General features: G+C 71.0%; 22 protein-coding genes and 3 pseudogenes. 10 read left to right on the top strand and 15 right to left on the bottom strand.

Features of this window, described 5'->3' with window-relative positions:
- Positions 1-136: 136 nt before the first annotated feature.
- A complete protein-coding gene (locus AB0N06_RS00005; protein WP_366132472.1) occupies positions 137-946 on the bottom strand; it encodes a DNA-formamidopyrimidine glycosylase family protein in 810 nt (269 codons plus the stop codon).
- 77 nt (positions 947-1,023) lie between these two features.
- On the bottom strand, positions 1,024-1,512 hold the full coding sequence (locus tag AB0N06_RS00010) for a ribose-5-phosphate isomerase (protein ID WP_366132474.1): 489 nt from the start codon (positions 1,510-1,512) through the stop codon (positions 1,024-1,026).
- Between the two features lie 238 nt (positions 1,513-1,750).
- Between AB0N06_RS00010 and AB0N06_RS00015 the strand changes: the two genes are divergently transcribed.
- Together AB0N06_RS00015 and AB0N06_RS00020 are read left to right on the top strand one after the other, a co-directional pair.
- Complete coding sequence (locus tag AB0N06_RS00015; RefSeq protein ID WP_366132475.1) at positions 1,751-3,214, top strand: amino acid permease; 1,464 nt, start codon at positions 1,751-1,753, stop codon at positions 3,212-3,214.
- Positions 3,211-3,522, top strand: a pseudogene (locus tag AB0N06_RS00020) (FAD-binding protein); the annotation flags it as partial. The gene AB0N06_RS00015 and the pseudogene AB0N06_RS00020, both read left to right, overlap by 4 nt.
- 111 nt (positions 3,523-3,633) lie before the next feature.
- Here AB0N06_RS00020 and AB0N06_RS00025 read toward each other — a convergent pair.
- Positions 3,634-4,230 carry a biotin transporter BioY gene (locus AB0N06_RS00025; protein ID WP_366132476.1) on the bottom strand — a complete coding sequence of 199 codons (597 nt, stop codon included), beginning with the start codon at positions 4,228-4,230 and terminating at the stop codon, positions 3,634-3,636.
- A 297-nt stretch (positions 4,231-4,527) separates the two neighbouring features.
- On the opposite strand from AB0N06_RS00025, the gene AB0N06_RS00030 reads away from it, so the two are divergent.
- Positions 4,528-5,931 (top strand): amino acid permease, encoded by a 1,404-nt coding sequence (locus tag AB0N06_RS00030; protein WP_366132683.1) that lies wholly within the window; start codon positions 4,528-4,530, stop codon positions 5,929-5,931.
- Positions 5,932-6,079: 148 nt separating this feature from the next.
- Positions 6,080-7,495 carry an amino acid permease gene (locus AB0N06_RS00035; protein ID WP_366132477.1) on the top strand — a complete coding sequence of 472 codons (1,416 nt, stop codon included), beginning with the start codon at positions 6,080-6,082 and terminating at the stop codon, positions 7,493-7,495.
- On the opposite strand, the gene AB0N06_RS00040 is transcribed toward AB0N06_RS00035, so the two are convergent.
- The gene (locus AB0N06_RS00040) at positions 7,485-8,117 is read right to left on the bottom strand and encodes a histidine phosphatase family protein (RefSeq protein WP_366132478.1); all 633 of its coding nucleotides are present in this window, start codon (positions 8,115-8,117) and stop codon (positions 7,485-7,487) included. The genes AB0N06_RS00035 and AB0N06_RS00040 overlap by 11 nt on opposite strands.
- Before the next feature lie 313 nt (positions 8,118-8,430).
- Between AB0N06_RS00040 and AB0N06_RS00045 the strand changes: the two genes are divergently transcribed.
- The 3 genes and pseudogenes from AB0N06_RS00045 to AB0N06_RS00055 all read left to right on the top strand — a co-directional run bounded on the left by AB0N06_RS00045 (position 8,431) and on the right by AB0N06_RS00055 (position 10,821).
- Positions 8,431-9,072 carry a superoxide dismutase gene (locus tag AB0N06_RS00045; protein ID WP_366132480.1) on the top strand — a complete coding sequence of 214 codons (642 nt, stop codon included), beginning with the start codon at positions 8,431-8,433 and terminating at the stop codon, positions 9,070-9,072.
- 262 nt (positions 9,073-9,334) lie between these two features.
- Positions 9,335-9,985: pseudogene (locus AB0N06_RS00050) on the top strand (CatB-related O-acetyltransferase).
- On the top strand, positions 9,982-10,821 hold the full coding sequence (locus tag AB0N06_RS00055; protein WP_366132481.1) for an MOSC N-terminal beta barrel domain-containing protein: 840 nt from the start codon (positions 9,982-9,984) through the stop codon (positions 10,819-10,821). The pseudogene AB0N06_RS00050 and the gene AB0N06_RS00055 overlap by 4 nt, the downstream one beginning before the upstream one ends.
- On the opposite strand, the pseudogene AB0N06_RS00060 reads toward AB0N06_RS00055, so the two are convergent.
- The 3 genes and pseudogenes from AB0N06_RS00060 to AB0N06_RS00070 form a co-directional block, all read right to left on the bottom strand.
- A pseudogene (locus AB0N06_RS00060) lies at positions 10,811-10,954 on the bottom strand (DUF397 domain-containing protein); the annotation flags it as partial. The gene AB0N06_RS00055 and the pseudogene AB0N06_RS00060 sit on opposite strands and share 11 nt — an antisense overlap.
- 58 nt (positions 10,955-11,012) lie before the next feature.
- Positions 11,013-11,141, bottom strand: a complete 129-nt coding sequence (locus AB0N06_RS00065; protein ID WP_366132482.1) for a hypothetical protein — start codon at positions 11,139-11,141, stop codon at positions 11,013-11,015.
- A gap of 56 nt (positions 11,142-11,197) precedes the next feature.
- On the bottom strand, positions 11,198-12,259 hold the full coding sequence (locus AB0N06_RS00070; protein ID WP_366132483.1) for a winged helix-turn-helix domain-containing protein: 1,062 nt from the start codon (positions 12,257-12,259) through the stop codon (positions 11,198-11,200).
- A 61-nt stretch (positions 12,260-12,320) separates the two neighbouring features.
- On the opposite strand from AB0N06_RS00070, the gene AB0N06_RS00075 reads away from it, so the two are divergent.
- Positions 12,321-13,529 carry an MFS transporter gene (locus AB0N06_RS00075; RefSeq protein WP_366132484.1) on the top strand — a complete coding sequence of 403 codons (1,209 nt, stop codon included), beginning with the start codon at positions 12,321-12,323 and terminating at the stop codon, positions 13,527-13,529.
- Here AB0N06_RS00075 and AB0N06_RS00080 read toward each other — a convergent pair.
- The 7 genes from AB0N06_RS00080 to AB0N06_RS00110 all read right to left on the bottom strand — a co-directional run bounded on the left by AB0N06_RS00080 (position 13,516) and on the right by AB0N06_RS00110 (position 18,885).
- On the bottom strand, positions 13,516-13,974 hold the full coding sequence (locus AB0N06_RS00080) for a GNAT family N-acetyltransferase (RefSeq protein WP_366132485.1): 459 nt from the start codon (positions 13,972-13,974) through the stop codon (positions 13,516-13,518). The two genes, AB0N06_RS00075 and AB0N06_RS00080, sit on opposite strands and share 14 nt — an antisense overlap.
- Positions 13,971-14,651 carry a hypothetical protein gene (locus AB0N06_RS00085; RefSeq protein ID WP_366132486.1) on the bottom strand — a complete coding sequence of 227 codons (681 nt, stop codon included), beginning with the start codon at positions 14,649-14,651 and terminating at the stop codon, positions 13,971-13,973. The genes AB0N06_RS00080 and AB0N06_RS00085 overlap by 4 nt, the downstream gene beginning before the upstream one ends.
- Complete coding sequence (locus AB0N06_RS00090; RefSeq protein ID WP_366132487.1) at positions 14,648-16,270, bottom strand: ABC transporter permease; 1,623 nt, start codon at positions 16,268-16,270, stop codon at positions 14,648-14,650. The genes AB0N06_RS00085 and AB0N06_RS00090 overlap by 4 nt, the downstream gene beginning before the upstream one ends.
- Positions 16,267-17,142 carry an ATP-binding cassette domain-containing protein gene (locus tag AB0N06_RS00095; protein ID WP_366132488.1) on the bottom strand — a complete coding sequence of 292 codons (876 nt, stop codon included), beginning with the start codon at positions 17,140-17,142 and terminating at the stop codon, positions 16,267-16,269. Before AB0N06_RS00095 ends, AB0N06_RS00090 begins: the two co-directional genes overlap by 4 nt.
- Positions 17,139-17,978 carry a zf-HC2 domain-containing protein gene (locus tag AB0N06_RS00100; protein ID WP_366132489.1) on the bottom strand — a complete coding sequence of 280 codons (840 nt, stop codon included), beginning with the start codon at positions 17,976-17,978 and terminating at the stop codon, positions 17,139-17,141. Before AB0N06_RS00100 ends, AB0N06_RS00095 begins: the two co-directional genes overlap by 4 nt.
- Entirely contained in the window at positions 17,975-18,607 is a 633-nt protein-coding gene (locus AB0N06_RS00105; protein ID WP_366132490.1) for an RNA polymerase sigma factor, read from the bottom strand. Before AB0N06_RS00105 ends, AB0N06_RS00100 begins: the two co-directional genes overlap by 4 nt.
- A gap of 95 nt (positions 18,608-18,702) precedes the next feature.
- Complete coding sequence (locus AB0N06_RS00110; protein ID WP_366132491.1) at positions 18,703-18,885, bottom strand: hypothetical protein; 183 nt, start codon at positions 18,883-18,885, stop codon at positions 18,703-18,705.
- Here AB0N06_RS00110 and AB0N06_RS00115 point away from each other — a divergent pair.
- On the top strand, positions 18,827-19,261 hold the full coding sequence (locus AB0N06_RS00115; RefSeq protein WP_366132684.1) for a DUF4240 domain-containing protein: 435 nt from the start codon (positions 18,827-18,829) through the stop codon (positions 19,259-19,261). The genes AB0N06_RS00110 and AB0N06_RS00115 overlap by 59 nt on opposite strands.
- A gap of 169 nt (positions 19,262-19,430) precedes the next feature.
- On the opposite strand, the gene AB0N06_RS00120 is transcribed toward AB0N06_RS00115, so the two are convergent.
- A complete protein-coding gene (locus AB0N06_RS00120; RefSeq protein ID WP_366132492.1) occupies positions 19,431-20,081 on the bottom strand; it encodes a DsbA family protein in 651 nt (216 codons plus the stop codon).
- Positions 20,082-20,212: 131 nt separating this feature from the next.
- Here AB0N06_RS00120 and pepN point away from each other — a divergent pair, with 131 nt between their 5' ends.
- Positions 20,213-22,816 (top strand): aminopeptidase N, encoded by a 2,604-nt coding sequence (pepN, locus tag AB0N06_RS00125; protein WP_366132493.1) that lies wholly within the window; start codon positions 20,213-20,215, stop codon positions 22,814-22,816.
- Positions 22,817-22,860: the final 44 nt, after the last annotated feature.

The following is a 22,860-nucleotide window of genomic DNA, read 5'->3' on the forward strand; positions in this document are numbered from 1 at the left end:
CGGGTGGGGGCCCTGGTCCGGTCGGGGGCGGAGGCTCGCCCCGATACTGGGCGTATCGGGGCGAGCCCGACAACGCAGCGAGCGTGCGTGCCAGACGCCGCCCGGCAGGCGGGACTTTCGAAACACGCCTAGTGCCCTAGCGCGGCTGGCAGGCGGGGCACCAGAAGAGGTTGCGGGCTGCCAGGTCCGCCGTGCGGACCTCCGTGCCGCAGATGTGGCACGGCTGGTGCGTCCGGCGGTACACGTACACCTCGCCCCCGTGATCGTCCACCCGCGGCGCGCGGCCCATCGCCTCGGGAAGGTGCTCGGGGCGGACCGTGTCGATGCGGTTGTTCCGCACACCCTCGCGCATCAGCATCACCAGGTCGTCCCACATCGCGTCCCACTCCGCGCGGGTGAGGTCCTTGCCCGGCCGGTACGGGTCGATGCCGTGGCGGAAGAGGACCTCGGCGCGGTAGACGTTGCCGACGCCGGCGATGACCTTCTGGTCCATCAGCAGGGCGGCGACGGTGATGCGGCTGCGCGAGATCCGCTGCCAGGCGCGTTCGCCGTCCTCGTCGGTCCGTAGCGGGTCCGGGCCCAGCCGGTCGTGTATCGCGCGCTTCTCGGGTTCCGTGATCAGGGCGCAGGTGGTCGGACCGCGCAGATCCGCGTGGTGTTCGTCGTTGGCCAGGCGCAGGCGGACCGTGTCGGTGGGCGGCGGTACCGGTGCCGTACCGAAGTGGAGCTTGCCGAACAGTCCCAGGTGGATGTGGACCCAGCCGAAGTCCTCGAAACCGAGGAACAGGTGCTTGCCGTGCGCATCGACGCCGGTGAACGCACGGCCGTCGAGGAGCGCCGCACTGTCCGAGAATCTGCCCTGCGGGCTGCTCACCCGCACCGGCCCGCCCACGAACCGGTCGCGATGGTCCGCGGCCAGGCGGTGGATCGTGTGTCCCTCGGGCACGGCGGTGGCTCTCCTCGGTCGGGTCGGGACATGGCTGTGCCGCCGGGCGGGCCGGCGGCACAGGGGATGTGGGGCGGTCAGCCCTGCTGCGGGTGGTGGGCGGGGATCGGGGGAAGCTCGCCCGTCGTCTCGTACGCCGTCAGCATCTCAATACGACGGGTGTGACGCTCCTCACCGGAGTACGGCGTGGCGAGGAAGATCTCGACGAACTTCGTCGACTCGTCCACCGTGTGCATCCGGCCACCGATGGCCACCACGTTGGCGTTGTTGTGCTCGCGGCCGAGCGCGGCGGTCTGCTCGCTCCAGGCGAGTGCGGCGCGTACGCCCTTCACCTTGTTGGCGGCGATCTGCTCACCGTTGCCGGAGCCGCCGATCACGATGCCGAGGCTGCCCGGGTCCGCGGCCGTCCTCTCGGCGGCGCGGAGGCAGAACGGCGGGTAGTCGTCCTGGGCGTCGTAGATGTGGGGGCCACAGTCGACTGCTTCGTGGCCCTGGGCCGTGAGCCACTGGACGAGGTGGTTCTTGAGTTCGAAGCCGGCATGGTCGGAGCCGAGGTACACGCGCATGTTCCGAGTGTGGCATGCGCGGCGCCGGGTAGCCGTCATCGGGGTCGGGACCCTCCGGGCCGGCCGGAGCTGCCGAACCCTTGTGCGGGGTGTGTGGGAAATCCCACTCGGACCGATCCGGAAGAGGGGGTTCCGCTTCCGGGGTTTCGCAGGCTTCAATGCTGAGACTCCGCCGCCGCACCACCGTGCAGCGGCACAACCACGGAACTGAGTGATCCAAAACATAAGGATTCGATCCATGACGCAGACGACTCTGGCAGGGCCGGGCCACCAGCCCGGCGAGCCGGACCAGGCGGACAAGCCGGGCTCCTCCGACGGGCTCCAGGCCGGTCTCAAGAACCGGCACCTCTCGATGATCGCCATCGGCGGGGTGATCGGCGCCGGCCTCTTCGTGGGCTCCGGCGCAGGTATCGCCGCCGCGGGACCCGCCATCCTGCTGTCGTACGCGCTGGTCGGCCTCATGGTCGTCTTCGTGATGCGGATGCTCGGCGAAATGGCCGCGGCCCGTCCGAGCTCGGGCTCCTTCTCCGCATACGCCGACCAGGCCCTCGGCCGCTGGGCCGGCTTCTCGATCGGCTGGCTGTACTGGTTCTTCTGGGTCGTGGTGCTCGCCGTCGAAGCCACGGCGGGTGCCAAGATCCTGGAGAGCTGGGTGCCGGGCGTCCCGCAGTGGGCGTGGGCGCTGATCGTGATGGTCGTGCTCACCGCGACGAACCTGGTCTCGGTCTCTTCGTACGGAGAGTTCGAGTTCTGGTTCGCCGGGATCAAGGTCGTGGCGATCGGCGCGTTCGTCGTCGTCGGGCTGCTCGCCGTCTTCGGGCTGCTGCCCGGTTCGGACAACCCCGGCTCGGGCCTCGCGCATCTCACGGACACCGGCGGGTTCTTCCCCAAGGGGCCGGGCGCCATCCTCACCGGTGTGCTGATGGTCGTCTTCTCATTCATGGGCAGCGAGATTGTGACGCTGGCGGCCGGCGAGTCGGAGAACCCGCAGCGCGCCGTCCAGAAGGCCACCAACAGCGTGATCTGGCGGATCGCCGTCTTCTACCTGGGCTCGATCTTCGTCGTGCTGACGCTGCTGCCGTGGAACGACCCGTCGATCCTCAAGGACGGCAGCTATGTCGCCGCACTGAACTCGATCGGCATCCCGCACGCCGGCCAGGTGATGGACGTCATCGTGCTGACGGCCGTGCTGTCCTGCCTCAACTCCGGCCTCTACACGGCCTCGCGGATGGCGTTCTCGCTCGGCGGCCGCGGTGACGCGCCGAAGGCGTTCGCCCGGACGAACAAGCGGGGCGTGCCGCAGGCGGCCATCCTGTCCTCCGTCGTCTTCGGCTTCGTCGCCGTGTTCTTCAACTACCAGTGGCCGGACACCGTCTTCCAGTTCCTGCTGAACTCGTCCGGTGCCGTCGCCCTGTTCGTCTGGCTGGTCATCTGCTTCACCCAGCTGCGCATGCGGGGCATCATCCTGCGCGAGTCGCCGGAGAAGCTGGTCGTACGGATGTGGCTCTTCCCGTATCTGACCTGGGCGACCATCGCGATGATCTCGTTCGTGCTGGTCTACATGCTGACCGACGACAGCGGCCGTGAGCAGGTGCTGCTCTCGCTGCTCGTCGCGGCGGTCGTGGTGGCGATCGCGCTGGTACGTGAGGTCCGGCAGCGCAGGAGCGGAGCGGTCACGGCGGACGCGACCGCCGACGCCTGACCGAGCCCGTCCCTGCACGCTCCGGCCCGGACCTCGTCGGCACCATCGATGCCGACGAGGTCCGGGCCGCCGTCGTGTATGCCGCCGCCCGCGGACTGCCTGTCGCCGTCCGGGCCACCGGGCACGGTCTGGCCGGCGCCGCCGAAGGCGGGGTGCCGATCGGCACGCGCCGGATGGACGACGTACGCGTCGACGCCGCCGCCGCGCACCGCCTCGCCCCGCTGAACGGCTCCGCGCCCGGCGTCGGCGCCGTCTCGTACCCGCTGGGCGGCGGACTCGGAGTGCTGGGCCGTACGTTCGGGTATGCCGGCGGCGGGTACGGGGGATTCCACGGCGAGCGGACGCGGAAGAGGCCCGCCGGTGTGGTGTCGCAGTACGACCCGGCGGGCCTCTTCGGAGAGGTTGACGAAAGCGCCCAATCAGCCGCGGCGGCCGACGAGCTTCCAGGCGGCGGGCAGCGCGCCCATCGCCAGGGCCGCCTTCAGCGCGTCACCGAGCAGGAACGGCACCAGGCCCGCCGCGATCGCGGCGCTCGCCGACATCCCCGTGGAGAGCGCCAGGTACGGGACACCGACCGCGTAGATGATCGCGGAGCCGAGCACCATCGTGCCCGCCGTGCGCAGCACCGAGCGGTCGCCGCCGCGGCGGGCGAGGCCGCCGACCACGGTGGCGGCGAGCAGCATGCCGAGGACGTAACCGAACGAGGCACCGCCCGCGCCGGAGCTGCCGCCCGCGAACCACGGCATGCCGGCCATGCCGACGAGCGCGTACACGGCCAGGGAGAGGAAGCCGCGGCGGGCGCCGAGGGCGGTGCCGACGAGGAGCGCGGCGAAGGTCTGGCCGGTGACGGGGACCGGGGAGCCGGGGACCGGGACGGCTATCTGGGCCGCGATGCCGGTGAGCGCGGCGCCGCCGACGACCAGGGCCGTGTCGACGGCGTAGCGGTGCCGGGCTGCGGGCAGCAGGTCGGCGAGGACCGCTCCGGTACGGACGGGGGCGGCGGCAGCAGTGCTCATCGGGACTCCGCGGTGGTGAGGGCAGGTGGGGACAGACTGAGGCTGACGTTAGCCCACGGGTTAACGCTCGATCACCATCAGCCGCCCACAAAGCGGCGCTTGACGGCTTGGTGGGTTTTGCACAAAGGCCGGTGAGCAAGGACACAACGGCGTGATGCTTGTCACTGAGGTGAGGGCGTTAAAGGGGCTATCCGGCAGGCTGGGCCTTGCAACGTGAGACTGTAGGTTCTCCATAAGAGGGTCCCCTCCCCCCAGCTACCGGACCCGTTGAATGATCCGAGAGTGATCCGCACCCCCATGCACGACGCCCCTCCCCCCACGGAGCCCAGGCAGCCGGAACCGCTGGCGCACGGGCTGAAACAGCGCCATCTGACGATGCTCGGACTGGGTGGGGTGATCGGCGCCGGGCTCTTCGTGGGTTCGGGCGCCGGGATCGCCGTCGCGGGCCCGGCCATCGTCGTGTCGTATCTGATCGCGGGCGGCCTCGCGATGCTGGTGATGCGGATGCTCGGCGAGATGTCGGCCGCGATGCCTGCCTCCGGTTCGTTCTCCGTCCATGCGGAGCGGGCGCTCGGCCGGTGGGCCGGGTTCAGTGTGGGCTGGCTGTACTGGTTCCTGCTGGTGATCGTCCTCGCCGTGGAGGCGACCGCTGCCGCGACGATCGCCCATGGCTGGGTGCCGGCCGTGGCCCAGTGGGCCTGGGTGCTGGTGTTCATGGTGGTGTTCACCGTCGCCAATCTGACCGCGGTGAAGAACTTCGGCGAGTTCGAGTTCTGGTTCGCCGCGCTCAAGGTCGCCGCGATCGTGCTCTTCCTCGTGCTCGGACTGCTGGCCATTTTCGGCCTGCTCCCGGACACGGATCCGGTAGGACTGACCAACCTGACCGGCCAGGGCGGATTCCTGCCGAACGGCTGGACCGGGGTCGTGTCCGGTGTCCTGACCGTCGCCTTCGCGTTCGGCGGACTGGAGGTCGTGACGATCGCGGCGGCCGAGACCGACGATCCGGCGCGCGCGGTGGGACGCGCCGTGCGCAGCGCGGTCGTGCGCATCCTCTTCTTCTACGTCGGGTCGATGCTGGTGATCGTGACGGTGCTGCCGTGGACCGCGCAGCAGGCCGGGCTGAGCCCGTACGTCAAGGTCCTGGACACGATCGGGGTGCCGTCGGCCGGGCAGATCATGAACATCGTGGTGTTCGTGGCGTTGCTCTCCGCGCTGAACGCCAACCTCTACGGCTCGTCCCGGATGATCTTCTCGCTGGCCGAACGCGGCGAGGGGCCGCGCGGGCTGCTCAAGGTGTCGGGCGGCCAGGGCGGCGAGGGCGGAGTGCCACGGCGCGCGGTGCTCGCCTCGGTCGCCTTCGGCTTCGTCTCCGTACTCCTCAATCTGAAGTGGCCCGACTCCGTCTTCCTGTATCTGCTCAACTCGGTGGGCGCGGTGCTGCTGTTCGTATGGGGGCTGATCGCCGCGTCCCAACTGCGGCTGCGCCGCCGTATCGAACGGGAGGCGCCCGAGGCCCTGACGCTGCGGATGTGGTTCTTCCCCTGGCTGACCTGGCTGACCCTGGTCGCGCTGGCGGCCGTGCTCGTGCTGATGCTGACCGATGAGGTGGCGCGGCCGCAGGTGCTGTGGTCGGCGGGGGCGACCGGCCTGATGCTGCTCGTGGCTCTGGCGCGGGAGGTGCGGGACCGGCGCCGGGGTTGACGGGACGGAGCTGTCGCGGGTGCGTACGCGCGCGTGCACCATGTGTGAGCCCAGTGCCCGGATAGCGGACAGCTATTCCCTGTGAGCGGGGGGCGCGGACAGACTGTTGGCCTCGTCCACCGTCTCACCTACCGAACAGAGCACGTCCATGTCTCGGACCTCCGCGTCTCCCCCCACCGTCGGCTCCGATGTCTCCGCAGCCCCGGTCGACTCCGCCCTCACCCATGGACTCAAGCAGCGCCATCTGTCGATGATCGCCCTCGGCGGTGTCATCGGTGCCGGGCTGTTCGTCGGTTCCGGCGCCGGTATTGCCTCCGCCGGGCCCTCGATCGTCCTCGCCTACGCCATCTCCGGACTGCTGGTCATGTTCGTGATGCGCATGCTCGGCGAGATGTCCGCCGCCAATCCGGCATCCGGCTCGTTCTCCGTCCATGCGGAACGGGCGATCGGACCGTGGGCGGGATTCACCGCCGGGTGGGCGTTCTGGGTGCTGCTCTGTGTCGCCGTCGGCCTTGAGGGGATCGGCGCCGCGAAGATCGTCACCGGCTGGCTGCCCGGCACCCCGGAGTGGGCCTGGGTCGCGCTGTTCATGGCGGTCTTCCTCGGCACGAACCTGGCCGCCGTGAAGAACTTCGGCGAGTTCGAGTTCTGGTTCGCCGCGCTCAAGGTCGCCGCGATCACGCTCTTCCTGGTGCTGGGTGTGCTGGCGATCCTCGGCGTGCTGCCCGGCACGGACGCCCCCGGCCTTGCCAATCTCACCAGCGACGGCGGGTTCCTGCCGAACGGCTCCAACGGCTTCATCATCGGGCTGCTGGCCTCGGTCTTCGCGTACGGCGGTCTGGAGACGGTCACCATCGCCGCGGCCGAGTCCGAGAACCCGGTACGGGGTGTCGCGAAGGCGGTGCGGACGGCGATGTGGCGGATCGCGCTGTTCTACGTCGGTTCGATGGCGGTCATCGTCACGCTCGTGCCGTGGGACGACCCGAAGGTCGCCACGGTCGGCCCGTTCTACGCGACCCTCGACCACCTCGGCATCAGCGGCGCCGCGGAGATCATGAATGTGGTCATCCTGGTCGCGCTGCTCTCCGCGATGAACGCGAACATCTACGGCGCCTCGCGCATGGCCTGCTCACTGGTCGCCCGCGGCCAGGGCCCGCAGCGGCTCGGCAGGGTCACCTCCGGGGTGCCCCGCAACGCGGTTCTCGTCTCGTCCGTCTTCGGTTTCCTCTGCGTGCTGCTCAGCTACTGGCGGCCGGACGATGTCTTCCCCTGGCTGCTCAACATGATCGGCGCGGTGATCCTGGTCGTCTGGATCTTCATCGCGGCCTCGCAGCTGGTGCTGCGTACCCGGCTGGAGCGCGAGGCGCCCGAGAAGCTGGTGGTACGGATGTGGCTGTTCCCGGTGGGGACGGTGCTGGCGCTGCTGGCCATGGCCGGCATCTTCCTGCTGATGCTGGGCCGGCCCGAAACGCGTGACCAGCTGCTGGCGACCGGTCTGCTGACCGCCGTACTCATCGTGATCGGTGTCGTACGACAGCGGCGGGCCGCGGCCGTCAGGCGCTGACGTCGGGTGCACACGGCACATTGAGGGAGAGCAGCGCGCCGCCCTCCTCCCCCAGCCGCACCTCGCTCACCGCCGCGTTCCGCAGCTGCGGAAAGACGCGGCGGTAGGCGCCGAGCGGGATCGACAGCAGTTCGCACAGCACCAGCCGCAGCAGCGTGTTGTGCGCGACGACGAGGACCCGCTGCCCCGGATGGCCGGCCGCGATCCGGCGCAGCGCCATCGTTCCCCGGGCCGCCGCCACGCGCGGGTCCTCGGCCCCGGGGAAGGCGTTGATCACCGGGTCGGCCCGGAACGCCTCCGCCCGTTCCGGGTCCTCGGCGGCGAACTCGGCGAGGGTGCGCCCCTCCACCGTCCCGAAGTCGCACTCCCGCAGATCGGGTTCGCGTCCGGGTACGAGGTCGAGCGCCCAGCAAGCGGGTTGGGCGGTCTCGATGGCGCGGGTGGCGGTCGACGTCCAGATCGCGTCGACCCGGTGTCGCAACGCCCACTGCGCCAACTGTTCGGCCTGGCGGCGCCCCTCGTCGGTGAGGGCTACGTCACTGACCCCGGCGTAGCGGTTCTCGGCGTGCCACACGGTCTGTCCATGCCGGGCGAGGAACAAGGCGGTCGGGCTGGTGGTCATCGACTCTCCGTTCGCGACCGGGCGTGGATGGCGAGCACTCCGGACAGCCGGCCCCGCCGTTCCGGTTCGTCCACCAGCTTGAGGTACGGCTCCGTGTGGCGGGCGGTGCGCGCGGGGCCGGGGCGCAGGATCTGCCGGATTCCGGCCAAGTGGCCCGCGGGTCGCGGGCGAGGGCGTGCACCGACGAGGTGAGCACCACCCGCGTCCGGCACCGGCGCCGGCATCCCTGCACCACAGGACCCTTTCCTCCTGCTAGCCTGCACTTGCATATAGGTTGCAATAACAATAGGAAAGCAGCTGGAGGGTTTGCCCTATGGCCACGTACACGCTCCCGGAACTCCCGTACGACTACGCGGCGCTCGAACCGGTCATCAACCCGCAGATCATCGAGCTCCACCACGACAAGCACCACGCCGCCTACGTCAAGGGCGCCAACGACACCCTGGAGCAGTTGGAGGAGGCGCGCGCCAAGGAGGCCTGGGGAGCGATCAACGGGCTTCAGAAGAACCTCGCGTTCCACCTCTCCGGCCACATCCTGCACTCGATCTACTGGCACAACATGAGCGGTGACGGCGGCGGCGAGCCCCTCGCGGCGGACGGCGTCGGCGACCTCGCGGACGCGATCACGGAGTCGTTCGGCTCGTTCGCCGGCTTCAAGTCCCAGCTGACGAAGGCTTCGGCCACCACGCAGGGCTCCGGCTGGGGCGTCCTCGCGTACGAGCCGGTCAGCGGAAAGCTGATCGTCGAGCAGGTCTACGACCACCAGGGCAATGTCGGCCAGGGCTCCGTCCCGGTCCTGGTCTTCGACGCCTGGGAGCACGCCTTCTACCTCCAGTACAAGAACCAGAAGGTCGATTTCATCGAAGCCATGTGGCGTGTCGTCAACTGGCAGGACGTGGCGAAGCGTTACGCAGCCGCAAAGGAACGCGCCGACGTGCTGCTGCTCGCCCCCTGACGGGGAGGCGCATGAACGTCCTGCCTCGTGATCGTCTTCTCAACCTTCACCGGGCAGGCGGACGAAGGGGGGCCCTCACCTGGACGTGACAGGCGAGGGTCCTTCTGTCATGGTGCGCGGCAGGAGGTGGGGTGCGGGCGGTCTGCTCGATGTCGTCGACCTCGGTCCACCGCGCCGGCGTTACGACGCCTTCCCGGCTCGAATGCAAGTGAGTTCCCAAAAGAAACTTACCTCGTGCGAGACGAATGCGATGATGGGCGCCATGAGTCTCGCCCCGGCCGACCCCACCGTCCTGCACCCGATGCCGGGCCAGCCCCGGGTCGTTCAGCTGAAACCCCTGGTGAAGTCCGAGCTGATCGAGGTGGGGGACTACTCGTACTACGACGACCCCGACGACGCGACCGCTTTCGAGACCCGCAACGTGCTGTACCACTACGGCCCGGAGAAGCTCGTCATCGGGAAGTTCTGCGCGCTGGGGACCGGAGTGCGGTTCCTCATGAACGGCGCCAACCACCGGATGGACGGCCCGTCCACCTTCCCCTTCCCCACCATGGGCGGCTCCTGGGCCGAGCACTTCGACCTGCTGACCGGGCTGCCGGGCCGGGGCGACACGGTCATCGGCAACGACGTCTGGTTCGGCTACAACTCCATGGTGATGCCCGGCGTACGGATCGGGCACGGCGCGATCATCGGCGCCGGCGCGGTCGTCACCGGTGACGTCCCCGACTACGGCATCGTCGGCGGCAATCCGGCCAAGCTGATCCGTACCCGGTACGACGACAAGACCATTGCCCGGCTTCTCGCCATCGCCTGGTAGGACTGGCCCACCGAGCACCTCACCCGACACATCCGCACCATCATGTCCGGCAGCGTCGACGACCTCGAAGCGGCTGCCCCGGAGGGGACATCGTGACGATCACCGTTCGAGAGCTCACCTACTACCCGGTCAAGGGCTGCGCCGGTACCACGGTCGATTCCGCACAGGTCCTCGGGACCGGCCTCGAACACGACCGGACGTTCATGGTGGTGGACGCGGCGGACGGTGCGTTCCGCAGCCAGCGCACGCATCCTTCGATGGCCGCGATCAGGGTCGAAGTCCTGGAAGCCGGGGCGGCGTTGGCCCTGTCCGCCGAGGGCGTCGAACCACTCCGCCTGAAGGTCGACCGGGACGGCCCGCGCCGCGAGGTGAGCATGTTCGACCGCCCGCTCGGCGCGGCCGCCGACCAGGGGGACGAGGTCGCGGAATGGTTCTCCGACGCGCTCGGAGCCAAGTCCCGCCTGGTACGGGTGGCGCCCGGCTTCGACCGGGACGGCTGGGGTGAGACCCCCGGCAAGGTCAACTTCGCGGACGCGCACGCGGTGCTGGTCGCCTCGACGGCCTCCCTGGACGGCCTCAACGCCCGCATCGCCACCCGGGGCGACGCCGCGCCAGTGCCGATGGACCGCTTCCGCCCCAACATCGTCCTGACCGGCAACGACGAACCGCACTTCGAGGACCGGGTTCGCCGGATGATCCTCGGTTCCGTGGAACTCGCCTATTCGGTACGGGCGATGCGGTGCAACGTCCCGCTCGTCGACCAGCGCACCGGCCGCCGCGCGGGCCCGGAACCGGTCCGGACCCTCGCGACGTACCGGCGCGAGCCGGAGTACAAGAACAAGGTGAGCTTCGGCGCGAAGAACGCGGTGGTCTGCGAGGGCGTGGTGACCGTCGGGGACACGGTCGAGGTCGCGGAGTGGCTCAGCCGGTGAAGGCCCCGGCCTTCACCCCGTCGATGAACGCGGCCCATCCGGCGGGGGCGTAGAACTGGAGCCCGCCGTCACGGTTCTTGCTGTCCCGGACGACGCGGCCACCGTCGGCGGTGTGGGCGACCTCGACGCAGTCCTGCTGCCCAGCGCGCGCCCCGTGCGGACCTTGCCCACCTGCTCCGGCTCCGGCTCCGTCACCGCGAGACGACGGCCAGGGCGAGCTTTCCCATCGTCGGGCGCTCCCGGTAGCGGGCGATGACAGGCCCCAGGTCGGCCGGGTCCACCGCCCGCCGCGCGCCGCCCCCGTTGTCCTGATCCACCACGACCTGTCCCCTGATGTGCCGTCACATGAATGCCGTTCCAGGTGAGTTCGGCACGGTCACAGCCGCTCTTCACCGCATGGCTCCGATATTTCGCCCCGCAGCCTATGCCCGCCCCGGGCGATGGGAAGTTCACACCCCCTCTCCCTCTCCCGCTGGGCCTCCACCAGCACATCACCCACGTCCGTACGGAAGTACAGCACCGACCGCCCGGCCCTTCGGCGGCCCGCCAGGCCGCTGTCCAGCAGGACCTTGAGGTGGCGGCCGACCGATCCCAGTCCCTGGCCGGTCAGGGCCACCAGCTGGGTGGTGCTCTTCGGGCTGGAGAGGAGGACGAGGACCGCCGCCCGCGCGGGGCCGAGCAGGCGGCCCAGGCTGTCGGGCACCCGCGCCCTCCCCGTATCGGCCAGGGCGCCCGAACACGGGTAGACGACCGCGTACCGCTCGGCGTCATCGTCCCAGGAGACCCAGCCTGTGCGCTGGGTGACTGGCACGAACAGCAGCCGCACACCGGACAGTTGCTTCGGCGGGTAGTCGTGCGCGTTGATCTGGAGCCGGCTCCCGCCGAGCCACCGCATTCCCGGGCGCAGCCCGCTCAGGGCGGCGGCCCAGCCGCCCTGGCTCAGCTGTCCGGTCCTCGCGACGATGTCCGCCTCGATGATCCGGCGGCGGCGCGGCCAGTCCGGCAGTACGGTCCGGTGCCAGACCCAGTGCAGTACGTCGGCGGCGCGCTGCGCCAGGTCGTCGCGGTCCAGGAGGGCCGGCAGCGGAGCGCCGCCGAGGGACACCTCCAGATCCGCTCGGGCGCGCTCGGACGTGGTCGCCCGGACGGGTGCCAGCTCGTCCTCGAAGGACGGTGCGCCCTCGCCCGTCGGTGTGGGGGTGATGAAGTCCGCGTTCCAGCTCCCGCCGAGCGCCGCGGGTATGAGGCGGGCGGCGACCTGGTCAGCGGCCTGCCGGGCCCGGTAGGCGGGCAGATGAACGTCGAGCCAGGCCCGTTCGCCAGGATGCTCGGCCCGTCCCCTTTCCAGGGCGTTCAGGGCGGAGATGGCCTCGGCGAGCGGCGAGACGACGAACCGGCTCCCCGCGAGCGTGTCCGTGTTGATCTGCCACCAGCCCATGACGTTTCGCCTCCCCGCGAAACATTAACGGTCGCCGCGGGCGACGTCCGAGACTCCCCGCATGCGCACCTACCGGGAACTCTTCCGCGCCCCGCAGTTCGGACCGCTCTTCGCGACCAGTGCCGTACAGGTCGCGGGGTCGACGATGAGCGGGCTGGCCCTCGGCACCCTCGTCTACGCCGCGACCGACTCACCGCTGCTCGCCGCCCTGTCCATGTTCGGCTCCTCGCTCGCCCAGGTGATCGGAGCGACCGTGCTGATGTCGGCGGCGGACCGGCTGCCGCCACGGGCCGCGATGACCGGCATGGCGCTCGCCTTCGGGCTGGCCACCGCCGTACTCGCCGCCCCCGGGCTTCCGCTGCCGGCCGTCTTCGCGATCATCCTGACCGAGGGTGTGATCGCCGCCGTCGGCGGCGGGGTGCGGTACGGGCTGCTCAATGAGGTACTGCCCAAGGACGGTTATCTGCTGGGGCGTTCCGTACTCAACATGTGCGTCGGCCTGATGCAGATCGGCGGGTTCGCGCTCGGCGGCCTGCTGGTGACGACGCTGTCCGCGCGCGGCACGCTGCTGGTTGCGGCCGGCCTGTATCTGACCGGTGCGGCCGTCGCCCGGTTCGGGCTGGCCCGCCGTCCGCCGCGCGCCGCCGGGCGGCCGTCGGCCGCCGAGACGTGGCGGACCAACGCCGTTCTGTGGTCGTCAGGACCCCGGCGCCGGGTCTACCTCGCGCTCTGGGTGCCGAACGGGCTGATCGTCGGCTGCGAGTCGCTGTTCGTCCCGTACGCCCCCGAGCACGCGGGGCTGCTCTTCGCCTTCGCCGCGCTGGGGATGCTCATCGGGGACACCGTGGCGGGCCGGTTCGTCGCACAGCGCTGGCGGGGACGGCTGGCCATGCCGATGCTGCTGCTCCTGGCGGTCCCGTATCTGTTCTTCGCCGCGCGTCCGGCGCTGCCGCTCGCATTCGCTCTGGCCGCGCTCGCCTCGGTCGGGTTCTCGGCGAGCCTGCTGCTGCAGGAACGCCTGATGGCCCTGACCCCGAACGAGATCACCGGTCAGGCCCTCGGTCTGCACTCCTCCGGCATGCTCACCATGCAGGGCGTCGCGGCCTCGCTCGCGGGCGCCGTCGCGCAGTGGACGTCACCGGCGACGGCCATGACCCTGATGGCGGCGGCCTCTCTCGCGGTCACCCTGGCCCTAACCGCGGCCGGGCGCCGGGCCCCCGAGCCGGTCGAAGGAGGCCCCGTCCCCCGGCGGGAGGTCAGCGCGACGTGACGTCGTATTCCAGCAGCGGCAACTCGCGGCCGGGGATGGACCCGGACAGGGTCGCCCCGATCCGTACCGCACCCATCGCGAGGTAGAACGGCTCCGCGTTCGGGTCGGCGTCGATGGTCAGGCGTACGAAGCCGAGGCGGCGGGCCTCCGCCACGGTGTGCTCGAACAGGAGTCGGCCGATGCCCCGGCCCAGGGCGTCCGGGGCGACGAACATCATGCCGAGGGCGCCTTCGGGAGGGGCGCCGTCCAGGGTGGTGAAGCCCAGGACGCGGCCGTCCTCCTCGGCGACCGTCGTGCGGCGGCATTCGATGTCGGCCGGGTACATGGTCAGTTCGTCGCGGCAGGAGGCGAGGAACGCGTCGTCGTAACCCCAGTGACCCTTCGATGCCAGGGCCAGCTCGGTCAGCGCCCCGGCCTCGGACCTGCGTGCCGGTCGTACCTTCATGTCCGCCGGACTCCCTTCCCTCGGTGTACGGTTCGCCGCTCGCGCAGCTCCCACCCACTGAAGCACAGCGCGAGGACGAGCAGAGTCCCCCAGCGGAGGATGGCGGCGCCCCCGTTCGGAGCGCCCGGTGCGGGGAACAGGGCGGACCGGTCCGGCAGAAGGAGCGCCGTCACGAGCAGCAGGATCAGTGCCGGGGCCGCCAGCACACTGCCCGATCCGCCCGCCGAGTGCCGCAGCCCCAGCAGGGCCAGGGACAGGGTGAGCGAGGCAAGCGCGGCGCCCTCCATCGCCAGGGCGCCTACGGGGAATGCCTCCCGCGCCCCGGCGGCCACTCCGAGCCGGGCAAGGACCGCCGAGGCACTCCAGAAGAGACCGAAGGCCAGCAGTCCCAGGGCCATCCGCAGTCCCCTGCGCAGCGCCTGCGTCACCGGGAGCACCACGGTCGTACGGGCGGCGGGGTCGTCGAGCAGGAAGGCGAGTCCGAGGGCGCCGAGCGCGGTGGCGATCCGCACCAGCAGCGCTGCCGAGACCGGTTCGACGTGGGTGGAGAACGCGACGGGGCCGCCCGCGACAACCAGCCCTGCCGTTGCGGCCACCAGCAGCGGGCGGGTACGGGCCGCACGCAGGTCGGGCCGCAGAAGGGCGCGGAGCACCGCGCCGGAGGGGGCGACGCTCATGCGGCGCACACCCCCTCGTCGTCCCTGGTCGCAGGAGGGGGCACCCGCACGCCGAGGAGTGCGGCCGCCCGGTCGGTGGTGGTGTCCGGTGCCGTGAGTTCGGCCCAGAACTTCTTCACCCTGGCCCCGGTCTCGGTAACACTCCGCTTCAACAGCGCGTCCACGACGTCCTGTTCGCGCCGGTTGAAGCCGAGGCCGGTGGCCGCGTCGAAGCTGTTGAGCGTAATGCCGCCCCAGGACCGCCCGGACAGGGAGTCGTAGGCGTCCCGGGTATCGGCCGTCGACCGGACAGCGAGCCAGAGCGTGAGCACTCCTCGGGACCGGCAGACCACGCCGTGCTCGGGGACGGGTGAGGATTCCCCGACCACCGCCCGGTGGGCGAGGCTCCCGGCAAAGGCGAGCATCCGGTCGCCCACCACATCACTGTGCGTGCCCCAGTCGGTGCCGACCGGCAGGGCGCCCGGCGTCCCGGCCGCACGGTCGTCGGCCGCCCAGCTCTCCAGGGGCAGTGGGGATACCAGACCACTGACGGACGTGGCCGGAACGATGTGCTGACGTACGACGTACCGTCTCTCCCGCGCAACCTGCGGCGCCCACCGCAGTATCCCTTCGGCAACCTGCGCCCATTGCTCGGAGCGGTCCGCGAACTCGGGGAACGCGCAGTAGTCGACAGGCCCGCGGGAGCCGCACACCTGTTGCGGTGACGGGGCCCGCTCGGCCACCGCACGGGCCCGGGACACCTCGTCCGCGACACCGAGCAGCTGCACGGATCCTGCAAGGACCGCGAGGGCCGGCACCAGCCCGGTCGCCACCGCGAGGCCAGTGGTGACGCGGCGGCCGGAGCGCAGCAGGGCCGCCGCAGCCACCAGGGCCAGCAGCGCGGCCAAATAGAGCAGATGCCAGCCCGCCGGACGGTGCATGAGGGAGCTGGGCAGCGGCGCCCGGTTCTCGTCCTCCACGGCGACGAGGCCCCACCACCGCCAGTCGGAACGCGATGGGAGGGCGCCGGCCACCGTCACGATGCCGAGCCCGGCCAGCGTGAGCGGGCCGGCGGCCACGGACCGCACGAAGCGGGCGGCGAGGACGCCGATCGCACCGGCCAGCAGGACGACGAGCGGCCCGGTGGCGAGTTCGGCCCCGGAGGGGCTGCCGACCGCCGCCTCCTGAACGGCCGCGTAACCGATACGGGCCCCCACGAGGACCGCTGACAGGGCGGTGAGCGGCAGCAGGGAGAGCAGTTGGGCGCAGGTGCGCCGCCAGGGCGGGAGCACCAGGAGGTCGAGCATCGCGTCGGTGCCGTGCCGGTGGGGGCGCAGTGCGGCGAGGTTTGCCGCGAGGAGCGTTCCCGCCGCGGGGATCAGGAGCGGCAGTTGGGTGAAGCGGTCCTCGTCCTGCAGCACGGGATAGCGGTCGTTCCCCGAGTACGCGCTGTACGCCCACTGTGCCGCGTACAGCGCGAACGCGACGAGTACGGCGGAGTGCCGCAGCAACCGCACCGCTTCCGTCCGGGCCAGAGCACGCGTGGCGGACCATGAGGCGGACCGCGCACCGGATCGCGCGCCGAAGTCCGTACGGCCACCGGGTCGTTCGGGGGCCTCGGTACTCGTCGTGGCAGTCATGCCGAGGCCTCCTGCGTCGTTCGGGCCGTGGCGTCGAGGAGCAGCAGATAGCCGTCCTCCAGCGCCGGGGCCGCGGTCTCGGCACCCGGCGGGGGGCTGCCGATGTTGCGGAACGTCCCCGCACCCGTGCGCCAGCCCGCGAGTGCGCGAGGGTCGCGTTCAGCGCTGCTCCACACCCGGCCCTCGGCGACGGCGCTCAGCCCCGCCGGGTCACCGTCGAACTTCACGGCGCCGTGGTCGAGCACCACGACACGGTTGCAGAGCGCGGAGACGTCGTCCGTCTGGTGGGTGGAGAGCAGGACCGTACGGCCCTCGCCAACTTCGGCGATCAACTCACGGAATCTCAGGCGTTGTTCGGGGTCGAGTCCGACGGTCGGCTCGTCGAGGACGAGGAGCTCGGGCGCGCCCGCGAGTGCGGCGGCCAGCGCCACCCGCTGCCGCATCCCGCCGGAGAGGGCTTTCATCCGCCGGCCCCTGTGCTCGCCCATCCCCACGGCGTCGAGCACCCGGCGGACCTCGTCGTGTCTGTGTGCCCGGTGGGTCATCTCCTTGAGGATCGCCACGTAGTCCACGAACTCGAAGGCGGTGAAGTGCGGGTGGAAGCCGGGGTCCTGTGGCAGGAATCCGAGCCGCCGCCGGATCTCGGTCCGTTCGCGGGGGTCGCGGGGGTCGCGGCCGAGCACGCTGATCTCCCCGGTGTCGGGCACGAGTGCGGTGGCCATGGCGCGCAGCAGGGTGGTCTTGCCCGCGCCGTTGGGCCCGAGCAGGCCGGTGACTCCGGCCCGCAGCGAGAGGGTCACCGAGTCGAGCGCCGTGCGGCGGCGATATCGCACGCCCACCTCCCGTACCTCCACGGTGTATTCGTTCGTCATCGGGCAGTCCTCCAACAGTGGGCGGGCCGGTCGAATGCGGTACGGGAGAGCAGGACGACCGCCGCGGCCGCGGCGAGCACGGCGGCCGAGGCGAGCTGCCCCTGGGCGGTGAAAACGGCGTGCGAGTCGCGGGTGACGGCCAGGAGGGCCAGCCAGCCCGCCCCGGCCACTCCCGCCGCGGTCGTGGATTCCATCCAGGCGGCGAGCGCGAGACTCACCGCGGTGAGCGCACATCCCGGTAGCAGCCAGCCGAGGGTGACAAACGCGGGTCCGGGCAGCACCATGCTCAGGGCGGCGGTGAGTGCGACGCAGGTGGCGAGTACCACCGCGGTGCGCAGCAGGACGAGCCGGAGGGCCCGAACGGGGGCCACCAGACCCATCTCGTGCGCGGGATCCCAGCGCCTCCCGTACGAGACGGCCACACCGGCGACCGGCAGCAGCGGGGCGAGGCCGAGGAAGGCCAGGGGGGTGCCGGACGGTTCCGCGAGCCGTGCGACCAGGGCGGCCAGCAGCAGGGTGAGGGCCGCCCCGCCGACCCAGGACGCGCGCAGCGCCGGGGTCGCGGCCAGCAGCCTGGCCAGGTGGTCCGGCACCCCGGTGCGCAGCAGCAGCCGCTCCCCGGGGCCCGGCACGGGTTCGTCGATCGCCGCGTCGAGCCGCTCCCAGCCACGGTCCACGGTGTCCGGGCCAAGGTGGTCGGCGAGTCTCGCGCGGCAGAGCCGACAGCCGTCGAGGTGTGGTTCGACGGTGCGCAGGGCGGCAGTCGCCGTATCGCCGCGTGCGTAGCTGTGGAGCAGGTGGTCGGGCGGGTGCGGTCCGGAGCTCCGGTACGTCATCGTCGCCTCCTCGCGCGCCCGGGCACCGGGCCCGGTCCTGGTTCCGGTTCGGGTCCTGGTTCCAGGCCCCCGAGTTCTCGCTTCAGCAACGTGCGGGCGCGCATGGCGCGGGTTTTCACCGTGCCGGGCGGCAGTTCCAGCAGGCTCGCCGTCTGCCGTACGGTCAGGCCGTCGACGACCAGGGTCTGCATGACCTGCCGCAGCTCGGCCGGCAGCCGGCCCAGCGCGTCGGCCAGATCGCCGTGTTCGGCACTGTCGATCACCCGCTCCTCGGCGGACTGCTCGACACGCGGGCGCACCCGGCGCAGCGCCTGCCACAGCCTTGCGCGGGCACCACCCGCACGGGCCTGATCCACGAGCCGCCTGGAGGCGACGCGCCACAGCCAGCCCGCCATGTCGTCGATCCGCGGCGGCGGCCGGCCGGGCGAGGAGCAGCTGCGCCAGAGGCCCAGGAACGTCTCCTGGACGATGTCGTCGAGCAGCGCTTCGTCGGCACAGCGATGGCGCAGCCTGGCGGTGAGCCAGGGGGCGTAGTGACGGTAGAGCAGCTCGAAGGCGGCGCGGTCCCCGTCGGCGACCGCCGCCACGAGGTCCGCTTCGGTGTCCGCGTCCAGCGGCTCTCTGTTCACACCCCTTCGTCGTCCGGGGCGGGCCGACCGGTTCACCATCGAGTTGTGACGCGCGCCACACGACTCAGGGGGACGTCTTCACGCGCGCTCGACTGTCAGACCGCTCCGGCATGCTGCACCGCATGGACACCACGGACTTCTGGAATCTGATCGACGACGCCCGCCCAGGTCGCCGATCCGGCGGACGCCGAGGCCGTCGTCGAGCGGGCCTCCGCGCTGCTGGCCGCCCGGCCCCCGCGCGAGATCGTCGTCGCGCAGCAGCTGTTCTGGGATCTCATGGCCGCTTCCTACCGGGCGCCGCTCTGGGCTGCGGCGTACACGATCAACGGCGGCTGTTCCGATGACGGTTTCGAGTACTTCCGGGGATGGCTGATAGCGCAGGGGCGTGAGGTGTTCGAGCGGGTCGTCGCGGATCCGGACACGCTGGCCGAGTTGCCGGTGATCAGGGCCGCGGCACCCGAGGGCCTGGAGATGGAGTGCGAGCGGACGCTCGGGATCGCCTGGGACGCGCATCGGGCAGCGGCGGGTGAGGCCATGCCCGACGGCTCGTTCACGATCGAGTACCCCGACCTGGACCCGGAGTGGAATTTCAGCTTCGACGACGCGGAGCGGGTGGCGCTGCGGCTGCCGAAGCTGGACGCGTTGTGCGCGTGAGGCGGGGTGCGGGCCCCGGCGGCCCGTAACTCGCGGGGCCCGCACTCGTTGCGCCGGAAGCACTTTCCCCGCAGATGCGGGGATGGCCCGATCGGACTCTGAGTCCGCGTCCGGATGATCTACTGCTCCCCGACGACGCGGGGATACTCGGCTCCCCGCTCGTGCGGGGCTACTCGAAGTTAGGCCCGGCAGTCCGCGTCCGCTTGATCTCGTAGAAGCCGGGGATCGACGCCACCATCAGCGTGCCGTCCCACAGCTTCGCCGCCTCCTCGCCCTTCGGGGCGGGGGTGACGACCGGGCCGAAGAAGGCGATCTGCTCGCCGTCGGAGCCGGGCACGGCGATGACCGGCGTGCCGACGTCCTGGCCGACCTTGTCGATGCCCTCCTTGTGGGAGGCGCGCAGCTCGGCGTCGTACGCGTCCGAGTCCGCGAAGTCCGCCAGCTCGGCCGGCAGGCCGACGTCCCCGAGCGCTCCGACGATCGCCTCGCGGGTGGGGCCCTCGCCCTGGTTGTGGAAGCGGGTGCCGAGCGCGGTGTAAAGGGGACCGACGATGTCGTCGCCGTGCTTCTGCTGGGCGGCGATGACGACGCGGACCGGGCCCCACGCCTTCGTCTCCAGCAGATCGCGGTACTCCTCCGGCAGCTCGTCGAGCTTGTCCTCGTTGAGGACGGCAAGGCTCATCACGTGCCAGCGGACCTCGACGTCGCGGACCTTCTCCACCTCCAGCATCCAGCGGGAGGTCATCCAGGCCCAGGGGCAGAGCGGGTCGAACCAGAAATCGGCGGGGGTCCTGCCATTCACCGGGCTGTTCTCAGACATGTCTCTCCTCAAGAGGCAATCGCACCTGTGCGCGAGAACACCGCAGAACGTCCCCCTCATTCCCGGCCACCGGGGCCGGAACGCGCGTGGGAGGATCAAAGCATTCGAACGTGACACAAAGGAGTGCACCTGTGCCCGGTCAGAACCTGTCCCGCGACGAGGCCCACGAGCGGGCCGAACTGCTGACCGTCGACGGATACGACGTCGTGCTCGACGTGCGTTCCGCGATCGACGAGCCCGGCGGCGGGGAGCAGCCGGCCGATCCGCGGACCTTCCGCTCGGTGACCACGATCCGGTTCCGCACCGCGCGGGCGGGGGCGTCGACCTTCGCCGACCTGCTGGCGCCGAGCGTGACGTCGGTGACCCTGAACGGGCAGGCGCTCGACCCCGCCGTCGTCTTCGACGGAACGCGGGTGGCGCTGAACGATCTGCCGGAGGGCGAGAACGTCCTGGTGGTCGACGCGCAGTGCGCGTACAGCCGGACCGGCGAAGGCATGCACCGGTTCGTCGACCCGGAGGACGGCGAGGTCTACCTCTACACGCAGTACGAGCCGGCCGACGCGCGGCGCGTCTTCGCGAACTTCGAGCAGCCCGACCTGAAGGCACCCTTCCGCTTCGAGGTGACGGCGCCCGAGGCCTGGACGGTCTGGAGCAACGGGGCGGAGGAGTCCCGGGACGGCGGGGTATGGCGGTTCGCCGAGACGAAGTCGATCTCCACGTACATCACGGCGGTCGTCGCCGGCCCGTACCACTATGTGACGGACTCCTACAGCCGGACGTTCGGCGACGGCACGACGCTGGACATCCCGCTCGGCGCCCTCTGCCGCAAGGGGCTCGCCCGGCACTTCGACGCGGACGACATCTTCCTCGTCACCAAGCAGGGCCTGGACTTCTTCCACGACAACTTCGACTACCCGTATCCGTTCGGCAAGTACGACCAGGCGTTCGTGCCCGAGTACAACCTCGGCGCGATGGAGAACCCGGGCTGTGTCACGTTCCGCGAGGAGTACATCTTCCGCGGCAAGGTGACGCAGGCGTCGTACGAGAGCCGGGCCAACGTCATCCTGCACGAGATGGCGCACATGTGGTTCGGCGACCTCGTCACCATGCAGTGGTGGGACGACCTGTGGCTGAAGGAGTCCTTCGCCGACTTCATGGGCGTCTTCGCCATGGTCGAGTCGACCCGCTTCGAGGACGGCTGGATCACCTTCGCCAACAACCGCAAGTCCTGGGCGTACCGCGCCGACCAGCTGCCGTCCACGCACCCGATCACGGCGGACATCCGTGACCTGGAGGACGCCAAGCTGAACTTCGACGGCATCACGTACGCCAAGGGCGCCTCGGTGCTGAAGCAGCTGGTGGCGTACGCCGGGCGGGACGCGTTCCTGGAGGGCGCCCGGCGCTACTTCAAGAAGCACGCGTACGGGAACACGCAGCTGGGCGACCTGCTGTCGGTGCTGGCCGAGACGTCCGGGCGGGACATGGTCACCTGGTCGCGGTCGTGGCTGCAGACGGCGGGCGTGAACTCGCTGACGCCGGTGGTGACGTACGACGCGGCGGACCGGATCACGGAGCTGGCCGTGCTCCAGGAGGCGGTCGAGTCGCACCCGGAGCTGCGGCCGCACCGGGTCGCGGTCGGCCTGTACCGGCGCAGGTCGAACGGCGACCTGGTGCGGTACGCGCGCGCCGAGGTGGACGTGGCGGGGGCACGCACGGTGGTCGGGGCGCTGGCCGGGGCCGAGCGGCCTGAGCTGATCCTCGTCAACGACGACGACCTCACGTACTGCAAGGTCCGCTTCGACGAGGCGTCCCTCGACACGCTGCGCGCACACCTCGGTGCCATCACCGACCCGCTGGCGCGGGCGCTGTGCTGGTCCGCGCTGTGGAACCTGACGCGGGACGGGCTGATGCCGGCCCGCGACTTCATCTCGCTCGTGCTGGACTTCTCCGGCCAGGAGTCCGACATCGGCGTCCTGCAGATGCTGCACGCCTGGACCCAGACCGCGCTCGTCCACTATGCCGCCCCCGAGTGGCGCGAGGAGGGCGGCCGGGCGCTGGCCGAGGGCGCGCTGCGGGAGCTGCGGATCGCCGCGGCGGGGAGCGAGCACCAGCTGGCCTGGGCGCGGTTCTTCGCGGCGGTCGCGGACTCGGACGCGGACTTCCAGCTGCTGTCCTCGCTGCTGGGGGAGTCCGCGCGGATCGACGGGCTTGAGGTCGACCAGGAGCTGCGGTGGGCGTTCCTGTCCCCGCTGGCTGCGCACGGGGTCGCCGACGAGTCGGTGATCGATGCCGAACTGGCCCGGGACGACACGGCGTCCGGCAAGCGGCACCACGTGCGGTGCCTGGCCTCCCGGCCGTCGGCGGCGGTCAAGGCACAGGCGTGGGCGGCGGTGGTGGAGTCGGACACGCTGTCCAACGCGCTGGTGGAGGCGACGATCACAGGGTTCGAGCAGCCGTCGCAGCGGGAGTTGCTGGCGCCCTACACGGCTCGGTACTTCGAGGCGATCGAGCGGGTGTGGGCCGAGCGGTCGATCCAGATCGGGATGGCTGTGGTGAGGGGGCTGTTCCCGGCACTGCAGGACGACGAGCCGACGCTGGCGGCCACGGATGCGTGGCTGGAGGCGCACGCGGACGCGGCGCCCGCGCTGCGGCGGCTGGTGCTGGAGGCCCGGGACGATCTGGCTCGGGCGTTGCGGGCACAGGCGTGTGACGCGGGGGCCGGCGGCCGGTTCTGAGCGTGCGCGGGGCCGGACGGAGGCGGGCTTGTCCTGAATCGTCG

The sequence above is a fragment of the Streptomyces sp. NPDC051020 genome, assembly GCF_040683105.1.
Lineage (GTDB): Bacteria > Actinomycetota > Actinomycetes > Streptomycetales > Streptomycetaceae > Streptomyces.